Origin of the sequence: Spirosoma pollinicola, from assembly GCF_002831565.1 — a bacterium.
GTDB classification, from domain to species: Bacteria; Bacteroidota; Bacteroidia; order Cytophagales; family Spirosomataceae; genus Spirosoma; species Spirosoma pollinicola.
Genome location: NZ_CP025096.1, coordinates 6,066,393 through 6,084,134, shown reverse-complemented (window position 1 = coordinate 6,084,134; position 17,742 = coordinate 6,066,393). Strand labels below are relative to the sequence as shown.

Sequence of the window (17,742 nt, the reverse complement as noted above, 5' to 3'; positions counted from 1 at the left end):
TTTATGAAATTCCTTATCGTTGGCCTGGGCAACATTGGCCCGGAGTATGCCCTTACCCGCCACAACGCTGGCTTTATGGTTCTTGACCGATTGGCAGCCCAACACGGGTTCACCTTTACGATGACGCGCCTTGCCTACACGGCCAAATGGCAGTACAAAGGCAAGCAACTGTTTTTTATAAAGCCTACTACATTCATGAACCTAAGTGGTAAGGCCGTACTGTATTATATGAAGCAGGAGAACATACCCATCGAGAACATCCTGATTATCACCGATGATAAGGATTTGCCCTTTGGCAAATTACGCTTGAAGCCCAAAGGCTCTCCCGGCGGACACAATGGTCTGCGGAGTATCGATGAGTCTGTTAACACCCAGGAATACGCCCGGCTGCGGGTAGGAATCGGTAGTGATTTTTCGAGAGGACGGCAGGTTGATTTTGTGTTGGGGCAGTTTCCCGAAGATGAATTGATTCAATTACCCGACTATTTGGATCGAGTAGGTGATGCATGTCTGGCTTTTTGTACTATGGGGATACAGATGGCCATGAATAATTACAACCAATGATATAACTATTTAAAGAAAATTGCACTTTTCCGGAATAATATAATTTACTAGTAACTACACGATTTACCAAAATTTTATTTCGTTTATAATTATAATATAGGTGCTTTCAGACCAATACATCACTAAAACAACATAAAATTCGCAATAAAATTTTGGAAAGGACATAAAGAGGACTTGAACTTTCAAACTTTCTATAGACCTTTGTGTGTTATCTAATCACAAACAAAATAGAACAAAACAATGAAATCGCGTGTTATCTTTGCATCACTGGTACTTGGATTAGGATTAGTGATCACTCAGGCAAACGCGGCTACCACCACCAACACTGATGATAGCCCGGCAGCCACCAAGCCGGCAAGTGCTATGCTTGTCAATGGTTCGCAAAAGCAGTTTGCTGCTTATATCGGACAAAACGTTGCCAAGTTTGCGCAGACTACCAATTGGCAAAACTTTATGAGTGTTGTCTCGTTGTACAACCAAAGCCCATCAGCCGTGCTGAACATCAGCCCCGCCGACCGTGCTAAATTCAACGAAGCAGCAACTCAATTAACAAATACACTGGCCAAGCAGAAAGGTGCAAACGCCAGCCACTGGATGAACCAGGCAGATCATACAACACGGTTGATTAATTTCCTTTGGAATACCAATCAGCCCACCGTGGAAGCCATTGACATTCAGTAAGATAAAACAAATGCCTATTTATCAGGGATTTGGAACAGAAAAGAGTAAAAGTTAGTTTTTCATGTAGAAAAGGTTAAGGGTTTAGGAATAGTCAGTATAAGGTTCTCCGCAATAGATCGGGGAACCTTATCTTTTTTTACGGGATGTTGTTTTGTTATCAATAAGAGCTGCCCGCTGTCAATAATGGCCCGTCGGCAGAGCCCCGTTACCTAACAAAAAGGTAAGCACCCGCATGCTGACTGTAACTGGTCACTATACCAGCGATGAAACCAGATCGCGTTCGCATACAGGTTTGGCGGGTAGTGAAGGTGAGCTATCTGAAAATACTGGTAAAGGTCAGAATAAACTGATCTCCACTGGCAGTCATGGTAACCCGAAACATCACCGGGTCGAGCTGGCTTCTTAAAGACATAGTGAACACCTGCTGTTGCTCAACAGCAGCAGCACAACGGTTTAGCAATTCGGAAACGTTGGCATGCCCAACAGCATCGGTAATGAGTTGTCCAACCACCTGCCTGGGAGACTGGCCAAAAACAGTTTCTGAAGCCGCGTTCGCTTTCATGATACGAAAGTTAACGATTCGGGGAGCGGCTCCTTTTTCACTTCTCACGGGTTGTACAACAGCCATGCCTACAGAAATACCTTCCAGAAGATCCTCTAAAAGCTGTTCCTGTTGTTTGACGGTTTCCTGTGCTTTCTTTAGCACCGTAATGTCGTTATAGGAAACCATTATACCCCGCTCTGCCCGCATAATTTTCACCTCGCGCCAAATGTCATACTCCGGATAATAATTCTGGGTTGATACAGGCTTACCCGTTTCGTACACTCGTACATACTGGTCAAAAAGACCATTTATACTGGTGGCCGGATACATTTCCCAAATCGTTCGCCCCAGAATTTCTTTACTCAAAAAACCACTCATCTGCAGACCAGCCTTATTGATCATAACCAGTTCAAAATCGCTGATCTGACCGTTACTATCTCGAATTACCTCGAAAACGGAGATTCCACTGACCGATTCATCAAATGACTGTTGAAGCACATCGGTCAACGGCACAGAATCTATGTCGATTTTTGAATCAGTAATATCAGCATACGTTAGCAGCAAGCTTTTTTCCAATTGTACAACCGATACATCCAGCCAGGTGGGACTCGACTGTGGGGAGCGGAAAAAGTGGGTTTCGAACTGAAATGAATGCCCTGTATCCAATACCTGACGGTAGTGTTCCAATAATTTTTTTTCGGCCAGATGAGGAAAAAACTGGGCAAACGATTGACCTAACACTTCAACAGCCGGGCAATCCAGTTCCTGCTCAGCAACGGCGTTGATCAACGTCATGTACAAGTCAATTAACCTGCCATCGGCAGCTCGAATAGCCTGAAGAACCAGCACCCCGTTTGGTGATGCCATCATTACATTTTGCAGTAACTCTGTTGAGGGTAAATTAGTCAAGTTCATAACCATTGACAGGTTTTGTTTTTACAAACGCAGACACATTACCAGTTTTCGATTTATGTAAACTGGTTCGTTGCCTTTTCTTCATTCTACTTAGTTTAAAGTCAGGATTCAGCTAGGAGAAGTATATACTCATCAGGATAATAAGTTTGATGAACGTCAGTATATGCGTCGAATACCAGCTATACTCAAAACAAATATAACAATACTTATAGTATTTTTTAACATTCTCAGAAAGATATACTGGACATATGAGTATTGTTCATTTAAGAGTCCACTTATCCGTACATATTAGCTAAACTAGTAAGAATTATTATATTTTTTGTAACTAATATTTTTTCCATAAAATGCCTGATATTACTTGCCAGATCAATTTTCGAAAGAATTTATCTGATCTATATTAAAATTCATATATGTTGCAATGTGGCGTGCGTTTGCATTATTTTTAGCCATTATTCAGTCGCCACAGCACATGGCTTATACCTATATCATGCAGCATCTCCTCGTCGTTTTCATTCTGCTGTGTTTGGCGACACCTGCCATTGGGCAATTCACGCAACCCGACAGTTCATTTGTGCAATCAGCCCAAGATGAAGCGATCAATTCTTATGAGCAAACCCTTCATGAACAGGCACATGTATATGAAGGGAATGAATACCTTGCCCACGACCATCGCATAAAAATTCATCCTTACTACAAGATAGATACGCTCCAGAAAGGCACCATTACCTACAATGGTGTTCTCTATCAGGATGTGCCGATGTTGTATGATATTGTTCGGGAAGAGCTGGCGGTTCAACCACCAGGCGGTGGTTACCGGATTCGGTTGCGGAACGATTACGTATCCGATTTTGCGCTGGGCTCACACCAGTTCTCACGGTTAGGATCAGACAGTAGCAGCAGTACCGCAGGCATTCCGATCGGCTATTATGAAATCCTGAGCGATGGCCGGGTAAAAGCCCTGGCGCACCGCATAAAAACGGTGTATGAAGATATTTCGAGCGGTAAGTATCAGGCAGAATACTTGCTGAAAGATCGTTTTTATATTCAGAAGGGAGGAGTTTATTATGAAGTAAGAAACAAACGTTCAATGCTTAGTTTGTTTCCAGAGCAGGCTAAAGCCCTGCGAAAATACATCCGGGTCAACAAACTGAAATTTAAAGACGACCAGCGCGAGGAAGCGGTTAGCCGGATCACGAAACGCTATGAAGAACTAACCAAGTAATTATGGCTCAATTGTACCGTGTTTGTCTCCTGTTTCTCGGTCTGTTTTGTATCCTGCTACCTGCCCCGGGACAAACACCCGCCGATAAACCCATTAGTGGTGATTTCTCCAATCTTCGTTTTGAGCAGTTTGTCCAGCGTATCGAAAGCCAGACACCCTATCGTTTTTTCTATACTCCTTCCGACGCCGATAGTATTACGGTTGATATTCGTGTTGAGAAACAGCCTCTCAGGGCTATTCTCCAGCAACTCTTCAACGGATCCAAATACACGTTTGCCATTGACAACCAGCAACGGGTTTACATTACCTCCAGCCGCCCTATCCGCACCGAACTGCCGATTGGCTTTTTCATTCGGGGTCGGTCAGAAATCGGAAATGATTCGACCGCTGCTTCGTACCTGACAGAGAGTCAGACCAAACGGATAGAGCCTGAAACAAAGGTCTATGAAATTGGCAAGCGCTCCACACCGATCCGGCCGGGCCGGGCTACCATTTCGGGCTATGTACGCAATCTCTCCTCAGGCGAACCAATTGTTGGCGCGGCTATTTATCTGGACAACCCGCGCGTTGGCACCATCAGCGATCAGTTTGGTTATTACTCGATCACCCTGCCCCGTGGGCGGCATGAAGTGAAGCTGCGCAGTATTGGCCTGAAAGATACCCGTCGCCGAATTATTTTATATACCGATGGCAAGTTCGACCTGGAGATGGAAGACGATGTGATTGCCCTGAAAGAAGTGGTGATCGAAGCCGAGAAAGACAAGAATATTTCGGGACTTCAGATGGGTCAGGAACGGGTTGATATTAAGAGTATTAAACAAGTACCTACCGCTCTGGGCGAAGCCGATTTGCTGCGGGTTATCCAGACGCTGCCAGGCGTGAAAACGGTGGGCGAAAGCTCCACAGGACTGAACGTGCGCGGGGGCGCTACCGATCAGAACCTGATTCTGTACAATGATGCCACGATCTATAACTCATCGCACCTGTTCGGTTTTTTCTCGGCCTTTAACCCCGACATGATCAAGAGTGCGGAACTGTACAAGAGTGCCATTCCATCCCGATTTGGGGGTCGGCTATCGTCGGTGCTGGATGTACAGACGCGCGATGGCAACAAGAAGAAATTCGTTGGTTCCGGGGGAATTGGCCTGCTCACCGGCCGCCTGACGCTGGAAGGCCCAATTCTTAAAGACAAGACATCGTTTATTGTGGGCCTTCGCTCGTCCTACTCCGACTGGCTGTTGAAGCAGTTGCAAAACGCGTCGTTTCAAAAAAGTCAGGCTCAGTTTTACGACCTCAACCTCCATATTACGCACGACGTCAACGAAAAAAACACAATTTACCTAACCGGCTACATGAGTCGCGACCAGTTTAAACTCAACAGCGACACATCGTACCGATACCAGAATCAGACCGCTACACTGAAGTGGAAACACATCATCACGAACAAACTTTATAGTGTCTTTACGGGTAGTTACAGCGGTTACAAATACGACGTTTCGAGCGAGAAAAACCCGGTTAATGCCTACCAACTGGCCTTCTCCATCAAACAGTCGCAGGTAAAGGCCGATTTCAACTACTACCCTACCAATCAGCACGCCGTTGATTTTGGCATCAGTTCAACCCATTACAGCATTTCGCCCGGCACGTTTGGCCCAAAAGGCAATGAGTCGTTGATTCTGCCCGATGTGGTACCTACCGAACAGGCACTGGAAAGTGCCGCTTATATTGGCGACCGGTTCGACATTAGTCCTAAACTATCCGTTAGTGCGGGACTCAGGTATTCACTTTATTCGTTTTTAGGGCCAAGTTCGGTGTTTCAATATGCGCCGGGAATGCCCAAAACGGTGAATACGATTATTGACACCCTCACTTACGGCACCAACAAGGCCATATCTACCTATCATGGGGCAGAATACCGGCTGGCCATTCGATATGCCCTGTCGAACACCGCTTCGTTGAAAGCGAGTTTCAACCGGACACGGCAATACATCCAGATGCTTTCGAACACAACGGTTATTTCGCCTACCGATATCTGGAAACTCAGCGATCCAAACATTAAACCCCAGGTGGGTGACCAGTATGCGGTGGGCATCTACAAAAACAACCGAACAAATACCATTGAACTATCGGTAGAGGCCTATTACAAAACCATGCAGAATATGCTTGATTACCGGAGTGGGGCGTCACTTATCCTGAATCACCATATCGAAACCGACGTTGTACAGGCCGAAGGCAAAGCCTACGGGGTTGAGTTTCTGGTAAAGAAAATGACGGGTAAATTGAACGGCTGGGTCAGCTACACCTATGCCCGAACGCTCCTGCGCACGAGCAGCCTCAACAATAGCGAAACCATCAATCAGGGCAATTACTACCCAAGCAGCTACGACAAACCGCACGATTTTACAATGATCAGCAATTACAAGATTAACCGCCGGTTCAGTCTGTCGTTGAACTTCACCTATAGTACCGGGCGGCCTATTACCCTCCCGGTTGGCAAATACATTCTCGACAATGCAGCCCGGTTGCTTTATTCAGAGCGGAATCAGTATCGGATTCCAGACTATTACCGGGCCGATTTTGCCATGAACATTGAAGGTAATCACAAAGTAAAAAAGCTGGCACACAGCTCATGGACGGTTTCTATTTATAATCTACTGGGGCGGCACAATGCCTACTCGGTCTATTTTAAATCGGAGAATGGCCGCATCAACGGCTACCAGCTTTCCATCTTCGGCAACCCGATCCCGTCCATCACGTATAACTTTAGATTTTAAGATAGTATGAGCCACAGAGATGCACCAAGACGCACGGAGATACACAGAGAAGACGTTTTTTATAAAAATCTCTGTGTATCTCCGTGCGTCTTGGTGCATCTCTGTGGCTTAACCCTACCATGAAAAACACGTCGATAAAAATACTGTCCTGGTTGTTGATCCTGCTTGTTGGCGGGTGCGTTGATCCCTATCGGCCACCTGAAATTACCTCACCCGGTAGTTATCTGGTGGTGAATGGCTTCTTCAACAGTGCGCCGGGTACGACATCTACCTTTCAGCTTTCGCGCACGCAAGCTCTGACCGATACCAAAGCCCCCACCGCTGAAACAAAAGCACAGGTAACGATTGAAAGTCAGAGTAAAGCGACCTACCCGCTTACAGAAGGAACGGCGGGCACATACGCGCTATCGGGCGTAACAGCCCGGCAAGGTGAAACGTATCGGCTGCATATCAAAACAACCAAAGGCGTTGACTATTATTCTGATTATGTACCCGTTATTCAAACGCCCCCCATCGACAGTGTAAGCTGGCGGGTAGAAAATGGTGGCGTTCAACTCAGTGTAAATGCGCACGACTCTCAAAACAATACGCGCTATTACCGTTGGGAGTTCGACGAAACCTGGGAGTATCTTACACCATACTCGTCGGTGTTCGAGATACTGAACGACAGAATCGTGGAGCGATCTCTTCGTGTCAACCAATGCTGGCGCAGCGGCAGCTCTACCAATATCATGACGACCTCAACAAACCGATTGAGTCAGGATGTTGTCAGTCAATTTCCATTACTCTTTATTGAGGGCAGCTCCTATAAGCTTGGGGTCAGATACAGTATGCTGGTCAGGCAGTTTGCGCTGAGCCAGGCGGGTTTCGAGTATTACGACCAGTTGGCGAAGATAACGCAGAACATCGGCTCTATTTTTGATCCGCAACCGTCACAAATCACCGGAAACATACGCAGTACCACCAACGCCAGTGAACTAGCTCTGGGCTTCTTTCGGGTGGGATCGGTTGAAACAAAGCGAATTTTCATCGTTCGGACGCAGGTACCCACCTTACGACCCGCAACCGGCTACGAAAATTGCCGGGTAGATACCCTCGGTGCAAGTGATATCCTGAAAGACAAGCCGGCCATTATCAGTATGTTTGATCGGACAAGATACTTCACGACCACCGACTATTGCGTGGACTGTCGCTTACAGGGTGGTATATTAACAAGACCTGATTTCTGGTAGTAATCCCTTTCCACCGAACGAACCTGCTATGCTTTCTCTTCTCCAACGTGTATTTTTTTACGGGCTACTCATCAGCAGCCTGACGGCAGTTGGTCAACCCCCATCATCGGTCAGTGCGCTGATACAGCCCTTTGATAATTACCGTCGGCACGCCCTTCAGGAGAAGCTGTTCGTACACACCGATCAGGCGTTTTACATCACTGGCGAAACGATGTGGTTTAAAGTCTACTATGTTGATGGCACCGAACACAAGCCCCTCGATGTCAGTAAAGTAACCTACATTGAATTAATAGACAAAGATCAAAAATCAGTTCTGCAAACCAAAGTTCCCGTCTCGGCGGGTGGAGGAAATGGTGCGTTGTTTCTGCCCTCATCCTTACGCTCCGGCAACTACCTCATGCGGGCCTATACGAACTGGATGAAAAACAGTAGCCCTGATTTTTTCTTCGAGAAGACCCTCACCATCGTAAACCCCTTTACCCCGCTCGGGTTGCCCCTGCTCAGGGAAACGCCCGATTACGACATCCAGCTTTTCCCCGAAGGTGGCCATCTGGTGCAGGGACTTCCCGGCAAGGTGGCGTTCAGGATTGTCGATGCATCGGGGCGGGGCGTGCCGGTTCGAGGGTGGTTGCTGACTGCCCAAAACGATACCCTGGCACGCGTTTCGTCGCATAAATTCGGTATCGGAAATTTCACGTTTACGCCCTCGAACACGGCGGGCTATCGAATTACGCTGACCGACGAGAAAGGGCATCTTGTTTCCCGCCCCCTCCCAACGATCGAGCCACAGGGATATACCATGCGGCTCGAAGAAAGCACCGCCAGCCAGGTAAAAATAACGGTCAATACCAATGTGGAGGCAGCTTCGGCAGTGTATTTGTTCGCGCACACCCGAAACGAAATCAAAGCGGCCGAACTACGGCCAATTCAACGCGAGACGTCGTTTTTGATTGACAAAAAGACATTGGGCGAAGGCATTTCGCATCTGACGATCTTCGATGCCAACCGAAAGCCCGTTTGCGAACGACTGTACTTCAAGCGCCCCATTAATCCCCTTACCATCAACCTCAAATCAGACCTGCGTCAGTATGCATCCCGGACTAAAGTAACGCTGGATGCGTCCATTCAGGGGGCCAATACGCAGACTAAGCAAGCGGCTCTATCGGTGTCTGTGTATAGGCTCGATTCGTTGGCGGGCAGTGATTCAGGCAGTATTCTAAGTTATTTATGGATGACATCCGACCTGCGGGGGCAAATTGAATCGCCTACATATTACCTGCAGCCAGAAACCCCCGAAGTTGCCCAGGCCACAGACAACCTGATGCTGACGCATGGCTGGCGTCGATTCCGATGGGATACTATTCTCGCCAGCGCAGCCCCCCTACAGCAACCAAAACAACCCTTTATTCCTGAGCATAACGGTTTGCTTATTCAGGGCACGGTTACCGATCCAGTTTCGGGAACCCCAGTTCCGAATGTCATAACGTACCTGTCGACACCCGGCAAGCCGCTTCGACTTTATGTGTCGCGAAGTAATGCCGAAGGGCAGGTACGCTTCGAAATGCAGGACTTTTATGGGGCAAAAAACATTATTGTTCAGACCAACCCGCAGGATAGTTTACTAAAATTAACCGTTGCCAGCCCCTTCTCCAGTTCCCTATCCAGCACACGCCTACCCGACTTATCGGTGAGAGAATCTCAGGCCGATCAACTCTTGACACGTAGCGTGTCCATGCAGGTACAGGGAACCTACTGGGGCGATCAGGCAATCCAGTATCGGTACCCACAGGTTGACAGCAGCGCGTTCTATGGCAAACCGGGCGAATCGTATCTGCTGGATATCTATACGCGTTTTCCGCGAATGGAGGAGGTTTTGCGCGAATACGTCCTGGGCGTTATGCCCCGAAAAAAGCAGGGGCATTATCGGCTTTATGTGCCGAATGCACCGTATCGAACTACTTTCGAAGAACCGTCCCTTGTGCTGATGAATGGCGTACCCATCTTCGACATGGACAAAATCATCGACTTTAGCCCGCTGAAGATCAAACAGATAGACGTTATCACAAATCACTATTTCATTGGCCCCGGCGTGTTTCCGGGGGTTATCAGCTTCATGTCCTATAAGGGCGATATGGCTGGCTTTCCGATTAGCGCCAATGCATTGACCCTGCCCTACGACGGTCTGCAACTGCAAAGGGAGTTTTATTCACCCCGTTATGAAACCCCGAAACAAATAGGCAGCCGACTGCCCGACGGCAGAACGTTGTTGTACTGGAATCCAGAATTGCGCACCGATGCGCAGGGCAACGTTCGCACGCAATTCTTCACCTCCGACCAACCCGGCACCTATGTGGTCGACGTAAATGGCCTGACAACCGACGGTCAGGCGGGTAGCCAGCGGGTTCTGTTCGAGGTAAAAAACACACCCAAGTAGGTGAGTACAGTACGGCGTTCCAGCGAAGGGTATGTTGCTTGCAGAACTTCTGACCGTATCTCATGAACTATTCCTTTTTGGCCAGCTTGTCACTGGCTGTGTGGCTAACTTGTTTTTCACCGTCCTGCGCACAAACGCCAAAGAAAATTACCCCCCAACAGTCACAGGGTACGACAGCACGCCCCTGGACCTACTGGTGGTGGATGGGCAATGCGGTAAATGAAGTCGATATTACGCAACAGCTCGAACAGTTTTCACAGGCTGGTCTTGGCGGGGTTCACATCATCCCGATTTATGGGGTTAAAGGCTACGAAAAGCAGTTTATTCCATTCCTTTCAGATCGCTGGCTGGCCGTCTTTGCGCATACCGTTCGTGAAGGGAAACGGCTGGGCGTGGGTGTTGACCTGACTACCGGCACCGGCTGGCCGTTTGGCGGGCCGGGCATTACGCCTGCTATGGCTGCCAAGAAATGGGAAATAGCGAATGGGAAACTAACCGCTTCCCTAACCAACCAACAGGTAAAACGACCAGCTCCGGGCGGACAGGGTTTGGTGATCGACTACTTCAGCAAACAGGCGGTTGACCAGTATTTGCAACGCTTCGACTCTACCCTCAATCAGTCGCCGGAAAAACCCCGCGCCGTTTATAATGACTCCTATGAGGTGTACGGGGCCAACTGGACAGCTAACTTCCTGACCGAATTTAAGACCCGGCGCGGTTACGACCTCAACAGCCAGTTAGCCGCTTTTCTTGATACGACCCAAACGCCCAACAGCATTCTTGTCCATCAGGATTATCACCAGACACTGGCTGAATTACTGCTGGATGGCTTTGCCAAACCCTGGACCAGTTGGGCGCATAAAGCCGGTTATCGAACCCGAAATCAGGCACACGGAGCACCGGGCAACCTGATTGATCTCTACGCTGCCGCCGATATTCCCGAAACGGAATCGTTTGGCTCCAGCCGGTTTCCGATACCCGGTTTGCGGGTCGATGCCAATTACGAAGTCGACCGCTTTGGCACACCTAATCCGCTGGCCATGAAGTTTGTTTCATCGGCGGCTAATTTAATGGGCAAGCCGCTGGTTAGTTCAGAAACCGGCACCTGGCTGGCAAACCATTTTCAGGTGTCGTTATCGCAGATAAAACCACAGGTCGATGAGTTGTTTGCATCGGGGATCAATCACGTATTTTACCACGGCATCCCCTACTCGCCCCCTTCGGAAGGATGGCCCCGCGTGGATTCGCCGGGCTGGCTGTTCTACGCGTCGACAAATTATGGCCCTACCTCCCACTTTTGGCCGCATTTGCCCTTGCTCAACCACTACATCGAACGATGCCAGACACGCCTGCAAAGCAGCAAGCCCGATAACGATGTGCTGGTGTATTTTCCCATTCATGACTTATGGGCAACGCAGGCCAAATCGGCGGGGGGTATCCACCAACTGGAGGTTCACCATGTTGAACGCTGGCTGCTGCCTCAGCCATTTGGACAATTGTGCGAACAATTGACAGCGCATGGCTATTCGTTCGATTATGTATCCGATGCCTTGCTGAATAGCCTGACAGCCACTGAACAGGGCGTTCGGAGTGCCAGTGGTTCAACCTATCAGGTAATTCTGGTACCACCGGCCACCTATATACCAGAAACGTCATTAAGGCAGTTGACGAAACTCGCTCAACAGGGTGTTCGAGTCATTTTTGATAAACAGTTTCCGCAGCAGGCTTCTGGCTTCCGGAATCATCAGGCGCGAACAGAGATGGTTCAGCAACTGGGCAAAACCCTTCAGACAGTACCAACCGTAAAGGTCAGTTCTGATCTTTTTGGTACGCTGAATCAGATGGGCGTTCGGGTGGAAGGCTGGGCGTCGGAAGGGCTATCATTTATTCGCAAACGCCGGGCCGCGTCCGGTAAGGAGGCTGGAGTTGCCAGAGATACCACCCAGTATTTCATTACGAATTTGAGTAACCGCTTTCACCAAAACTGGATTACACTGTCGGCAACGGGGCAGGTGACGGGCTTCGACCCACTGACCAACCAGCAGAAAGCCTTACCCATCCGGCAAGGTAAAAACAGAAAAAACGAGGTGTATCTGGCACTGGAACCGGGGCAGTCACTTTTTATCAATGTAAGTCCGGGTGCGCCCGTTTACACAAACGCCACTCCTTCTTCGGCAACGGCTATTACCCTTAAAACACCCTGGCAGATTCAATTTGGAACAGGACGGCCCGCCCGCATCCCATCAGCAACCATGCCGAACCTTGTTTCGTGGACAACCCTCTCCGATTCGGCGAGTTATTTTTCCGGTACCGCTCGCTACAAAACTACCTTTGACTTACCTGCCGGGGCTATCGCATCGACTTACACACTCGACCTCGGCGATGTACGTGAAGTAGCAGATGTACAGCTGAATGGCCAGCCAGTGGGTACAGCCTGGTGCATTCCCTTCCGGCTGTCAATTCCAGCCAGCCTGCTAAAAGCGCACGATAATCAACTGGAAATAACCGTCACCAACCTCTCGGCCAACTACATGCGGCTCTATGACCGGCAACATCCGGGCTGGAAAAAGTTTTATGATATCAACATCGTCGACATTCGCTACAAGCCTTTCGACGCCACCAGTTGGGATGCTTTACCATCTGGTTTACTTGGCCCCATAACATTGACGCCAACAGTGAAATAACAGCGTACCAAGTACTTTTTTTTTCTTCCGGCAAGACCCGGTTTAAGTCAGTTTTTGACCTAAGCTAACATGGATAATGGCTAAACTTCAAATTACCATACTACTTATCAATGAGCTGACTTCAATTGATTTTTGTCATGGCTCCGGCCACCCGGCCCGACGCAAGGAGGGATCTTCGGCCGAGACTGAGTTTTCAGCATATACCGAAGATCCCTCCTTGCGTCGGGCCGGGTGGCCGGAGCCATGACAAAAATCCGCCTTTTGTGTAGTAGCTAAATTCCATTTATCACGTTAAGCTAGGTCTTGTTACCGTTTAATAACTAGATAGTCATTCGGCTACACCTAAAGAATATCTTAGCATCACGATAATAGTTGATTTCCCCGCTCTAAAATTTAACGCGTTTGCATTAGGCACTTTTCTACCTAAGAACACTTAGGCAGCTACTAGTGTCGCTCTGCTTAGCAAAACGTTACGCAGCTTTTTTCAATAGAAAATTAGCCTCGTAAAATTATCAATTTTATTTCCCGATTGGCCTCCCGCGAAAATTAAGCGGCCTGCATGCGCGTATATTTTTATTTTTAATAAGCTATTCACTATGAAAATTGTCAGTTTCTCTTTGGAGCAAACAAATAAATATTTTGGAAAAATTGATGGAAATCGATTCTTCATTGGCACACGCGTGCCTTTTGAAAACTTTAAAGGATTGATGAATGTAAATGGTGTATCAACTCAACGATATAATCGGGTAGATTTCAGAGAAACATACGGATTTTGGGCTGACTTTATTCATCCGACAGCCACCGCCGAAGGAGGATTTTTCCATACATTAAATACGTATGATCGGGCACGATTTACGTTTTCATTTCTTCAATATGGTGCTCATGTGCCCAATGGAGATTTCGTTACCTATTTTCGAGCCCTCCTTAAATTGCCACTTGCTGGCGACTATTTCCCGGATTTGAAAGTAGAGAATAATAGAGTTGTTCGACTTACAGACAATGGGTCTGTCGTTCTTGAAACAGATTCGTCTACAGAAGGTCTGATGGATTACCTGAATCCATCATTAAGTGAAGTTGAAGATACCGAAGTAATTCAGGCGGCAAAGTTAGTCCATTGGGTGCAAAATGATCCACAACATAAGCTGGTACAAATAGACGTAGGGATTAAGCACTTTAAGGCAAAAATGGTGGAGTATGCCGCGCTGTATAAATTAGATGGTAAACCTGATATAATATGCTTAGTCATTTGTGATATCAGGCATCAGGGCCGGGGCAAAAGTGCAACGATCAAAGCCGCTTTGCAAAGTGCAAATCCGCTCAAAGCATTGCTGGAAATTGGCGAGCCTAAATATCATGAACGCCTGGTTGTTATTCGGCGGGAGATCAATAAACTGGTAGCGGAAGGCACATTTGGAAAACGAAAATATAGTGTTTCCAAAAAGGACTTCATTACCGACTAAACGCCCTGTAAACAAGCACTTAACTTACTACCAATTCATTATGCTAAGGCAGGCACTTGAAGCAATCAAGACGGAGCTGAATACCTATTTGCTGGCGGCTCTCGCGAATGGTTCTACAGAGCCGGTGGTGAAGCTATTGAACATTGCCAATGCCGAAGGCAGCAACGCACAGGCCGTTACCGACAACGTTATCATGTCTCTGGTGAATATTGAAGAGGAGACGACACTAAAAAACGGCTCCATGTACAGGCTCCAAAGTTTATCGACCATTGAACGAATCAATCCAGCGTTATTCCTGAATTTCTATGTACTCTTTGCCATCAACTCAACCAATGAAACAAATTATTTAAACGCCCTCCTTTTAATCTCGAACGTGCTTGGTTTCTTTCAACAAAAACACATGCTATCGAAAGAAAATACGCCAACACTCGACCCAAAAATTGAGAAATTAGTCATTGAGCTCTATTCTCCAAATTTTGAACAGCTAAATCATCTTTGGGCCATGCTGGGTGGAAAATATATGCCTTCTGTTTTATATAAAGTTCGCATGCTTATGATTGAAGATACGCAGCCGGAAGGAAGTTCGCTAATTACATCCATCGAAATAGGCAGCATTCGGCTATGATAAAACTAGGATACGATAGGCTCTTTTTTATTCAGATACGGCACGATTATTTTGAAGGGCCGTGTACGGATATTTCCATTGTGCCGACGATAGCCTGTGAAAAAAATTTGACAAATCACGCCCTTATTTTTAAACAACTACCGGACGGTTGTGCGATTCTATTTTCAAAAAATGAAAAGGATGAAATAAAGCAAAAAATAAGTTCGTTGACGTCATTTCGTTTCGTGTTAAACGTACGCAATTCAACGGTTGAAAATTTTACAAACTTACCCTACCCTTCTGCAAAACTTGGCAAACGAATCTTTTACTTTTCTAACCTCACAAATGCAGGAATCATTGATTCAACGACAACGTTAGCAAAAAGTACAGGTAATGAACTAGGCGACAAAGATTATGGCTGGCTTGTAAATACCGAACTGACACTTCCCCTGGGTGGAAATTTTACGCAGGTAAATTTGAGCCAATTAATACCCGGAACCGGGAAAAAATTAATTAAATTTTTTCCCGCAACGGGCTTACAAAATTTACATATTGATTTAACCAAAATTGATACATTACCTGACTCACCTTTTTCACTAAAAACCGGCAACTATATACTTGACTTCACGGGCGCTTCGCAAAAAACGGAGCAAATTTATATTGACAATTCTGCTGAGACAACCAATGCCTGGGGTGTAATCGACATCGTAAAAGACAGCACTATAGACTATACCGTTACGACGAATTATAGCCTAACGGGCAAAGCCAATCCGTGGTCGTACTATCTCATTGATCCGGCCAACAAAGTAACCATCACCAACAACACATTAGCCAATTTATCGACTGCCACGACGGGGCTGTCTGGTCTGGCATTTAGCTGGATTCAGGAGGCCGATATAGCTCCCGATACCTACGAGCAGCGTCAATACGCCCTTCTTAAACAGCGCAATGCTGGTAAACGCATTTTTCTGCTCCGCTCCAACCGGGGAATGCCCAAAAGCGCAGAATCGACGGTGAGTGTCAAACTAACGCTGGACGGCATTCAGCGTACCCTGCCCAATCCAATAGGAAGTCAATTCAAATCAGATAGTATCCAAACTCTTTAAGGCCAATGGAAAATTTCAATACCCCCGGTGTGTATGTAAGGGAAGTGGCTACGTTTCCCCCCTCGGTGGCGCAGGTCGAAACGGCTATACCGGCCTTTATCGGCTATACCGAACTCATCACGTTTGAAGGTGAGACCCTGCAGAATAAGCCCGTTCGCATCGCATCCCTATCGCAGTATCAGGAAATTTACGGGGGTTCGTACCCGGTGCCCATAACAGCCCTCACCCTCGATTCTGACGGGAAAATTACCGGTGGGTTAGCCGACCTGAACACGCTGCTCCGGTTTCGGTTGTTTCAGAGTCTGCAACTGTATTTTGCCAATGGTGGAGGCCCCTGTTACATCGTGGCGGTCAACAATTATTTCTCGGCGCCCAACACACCCCGAACAGTCGATTCGGCCGAGTTGATTGCCGGTATCAACGCGCTGTCGAAGGAGGATGAACCAACCCTGATTGTGATTGCCGATGCCGTTGGCGTTACCGATCCGGCTACGTATCATGCCGTTTTGACTACCGCCCTGACCCAATGTGCAGACCTAAAAGACCGCTTTCTGATTTGCGATATTCAAACGGCAGGCCAGGCCACAATGGCTGCGGCTATTGGCGGTTTTCGCGATGGCATAGGCACCAACAACCTCACGTATGGAGCGGCCTATCACCCTTACATAAAAACGATTATCAACTTCGATTACGACGAAACAGTCGTTACGATTACGCAGGCAGGAAGCCCGTTCAATACATTCAAAATGAGTGAATTGAAGACTGGGAAGCTGGTTGCCGGCAAAACAATTACCAATACAAGTTTATACGAGGGCATCAAGAAAGAGATTGCGAAACAGACCGTTGTTCTGCCACCAAGTAGTGCCATTGCCGGGGTATATGCCAGCGTTGACCGCACACGGGGCGTATGGAAAGCCCCCGCCAATTTCAGCCTCAACTTCGTGAAAGAACTGACCGAAAAAATAGACGATCTAACCCAGCAGTCGCTGAATGTACACCCCACCGGAAAATCAGTGAACGCACTCCGGTTTTTCGACGGGAAAGGGAATCTGGTCTGGGGTGCCCGAACGCTGGCGGGTAATGACAACGAATGGAAATATGTATCGGTCCGGCGGTTTTTCCTGATGGTCGAAGAGTCGGTCAAGGATGCAACAGAACCCTTCGTCTTTGAGCCGAACGATGCCAATACCTGGGTAAAAGTGAAAGGTATGATCGAGAATTTTCTGTTTCTGCAATGGCGTGCCGGAGCACTCGCCGGAGCCAAACCCGCACAGGCTTTCTTTGTAAACGTTGGCCTGGGCCAGACAATGACCGCCCTTGATATTCTGGAGGGTAGAATGATTGTTGAGATCGGCATGGCCGTGGTACGTCCGGCAGAATTCATCATTCTGCGTTTCGCCCATAAAATGCAGGAATCGTAGGTTTGTTAAGTAGTGAATAGTCAATTGAGGAAGTAGTTGATTAGTATGTAATAACCTTTCAATCAGACAATTAACCACATTGAGAATCGACCACTCCACCA

12 protein-coding genes are annotated in these 17,742 nt (G+C 47.5%); 11 read left to right on the top strand and 1 reads right to left on the bottom strand.

Features of this window, described 5'->3' with window-relative positions; translation table 11 throughout:
* The first annotated feature begins 3 nt into the window (after positions 1–3).
* Together pth and CWM47_RS25485 are read left to right on the top strand one after the other, a co-directional pair.
* Entirely contained in the window at positions 4–564 is a 561-nt protein-coding gene (pth, locus tag CWM47_RS25490; RefSeq protein WP_100991185.1) for an aminoacyl-tRNA hydrolase, read from the top strand.
* A 240-nt stretch (positions 565–804) separates the two neighbouring features.
* On the top strand, positions 805–1,245 hold the full coding sequence (locus CWM47_RS25485) for a hypothetical protein (protein ID WP_100991183.1): 441 nt from the start codon (positions 805–807) through the stop codon (positions 1,243–1,245).
* A 313-nt stretch (positions 1,246–1,558) separates the two neighbouring features.
* Here CWM47_RS25485 and CWM47_RS25480 read toward each other — a convergent pair whose 3' ends face one another.
* Positions 1,559–2,704: a PAS domain-containing protein gene (locus CWM47_RS25480; RefSeq protein ID WP_170069451.1), complete on the bottom strand. Its 1,146-nt coding sequence runs from the start codon at positions 2,702–2,704 to the stop codon at positions 1,559–1,561.
* Positions 2,705–3,191: 487 nt separating this feature from the next.
* On the opposite strand from CWM47_RS25480, the gene CWM47_RS25475 reads away from it, so the two are divergent.
* The 9 genes from CWM47_RS25475 (at position 3,192) to CWM47_RS25435 (ending at position 17,641) form a co-directional block, all read left to right on the top strand.
* Positions 3,192–3,926, top strand: coding sequence for a hypothetical protein (locus CWM47_RS25475; protein ID WP_100994048.1), 735 nt, complete (start codon positions 3,192–3,194; stop codon positions 3,924–3,926).
* A gap of 2 nt (positions 3,927–3,928) precedes the next feature.
* Positions 3,929–6,700, top strand: coding sequence for a TonB-dependent receptor (locus CWM47_RS25470; protein WP_100991179.1), 2,772 nt, complete (start codon positions 3,929–3,931; stop codon positions 6,698–6,700).
* Between the two features lie 119 nt (positions 6,701–6,819).
* A complete protein-coding gene (locus CWM47_RS25465; RefSeq protein WP_100991177.1) occupies positions 6,820–7,932 on the top strand; it encodes a DUF4249 domain-containing protein in 1,113 nt (370 codons plus the stop codon).
* Positions 7,933–7,960: 28 nt separating this feature from the next.
* Positions 7,961–10,366: a hypothetical protein gene (locus CWM47_RS25460; protein ID WP_100991175.1), complete on the top strand. Its 2,406-nt coding sequence runs from the start codon at positions 7,961–7,963 to the stop codon at positions 10,364–10,366.
* A gap of 62 nt (positions 10,367–10,428) precedes the next feature.
* Positions 10,429–13,050, top strand: coding sequence for a glycosyl hydrolase (locus tag CWM47_RS25455; protein ID WP_100991173.1), 2,622 nt, complete (start codon positions 10,429–10,431; stop codon positions 13,048–13,050).
* Positions 13,051–13,646: 596 nt separating this feature from the next.
* Positions 13,647–14,510, top strand: a complete 864-nt coding sequence (locus CWM47_RS25450) for a hypothetical protein (protein WP_100991171.1) — start codon at positions 13,647–13,649, stop codon at positions 14,508–14,510.
* Between the two features lie 40 nt (positions 14,511–14,550).
* Positions 14,551–15,135 (top strand): DUF4255 domain-containing protein, encoded by a 585-nt coding sequence (locus CWM47_RS25445; RefSeq protein WP_100991169.1) that lies wholly within the window; start codon positions 14,551–14,553, stop codon positions 15,133–15,135.
* Positions 15,136–15,359: 224 nt separating this feature from the next.
* On the top strand, positions 15,360–16,220 hold the full coding sequence (locus CWM47_RS25440; RefSeq protein WP_157816064.1) for a hypothetical protein: 861 nt from the start codon (positions 15,360–15,362) through the stop codon (positions 16,218–16,220).
* A 5-nt stretch (positions 16,221–16,225) separates the two neighbouring features.
* Positions 16,226–17,641 (top strand): phage tail sheath family protein, encoded by a 1,416-nt coding sequence (locus CWM47_RS25435; protein WP_100991165.1) that lies wholly within the window; start codon positions 16,226–16,228, stop codon positions 17,639–17,641.
* Positions 17,642–17,742: the final 101 nt, after the last annotated feature.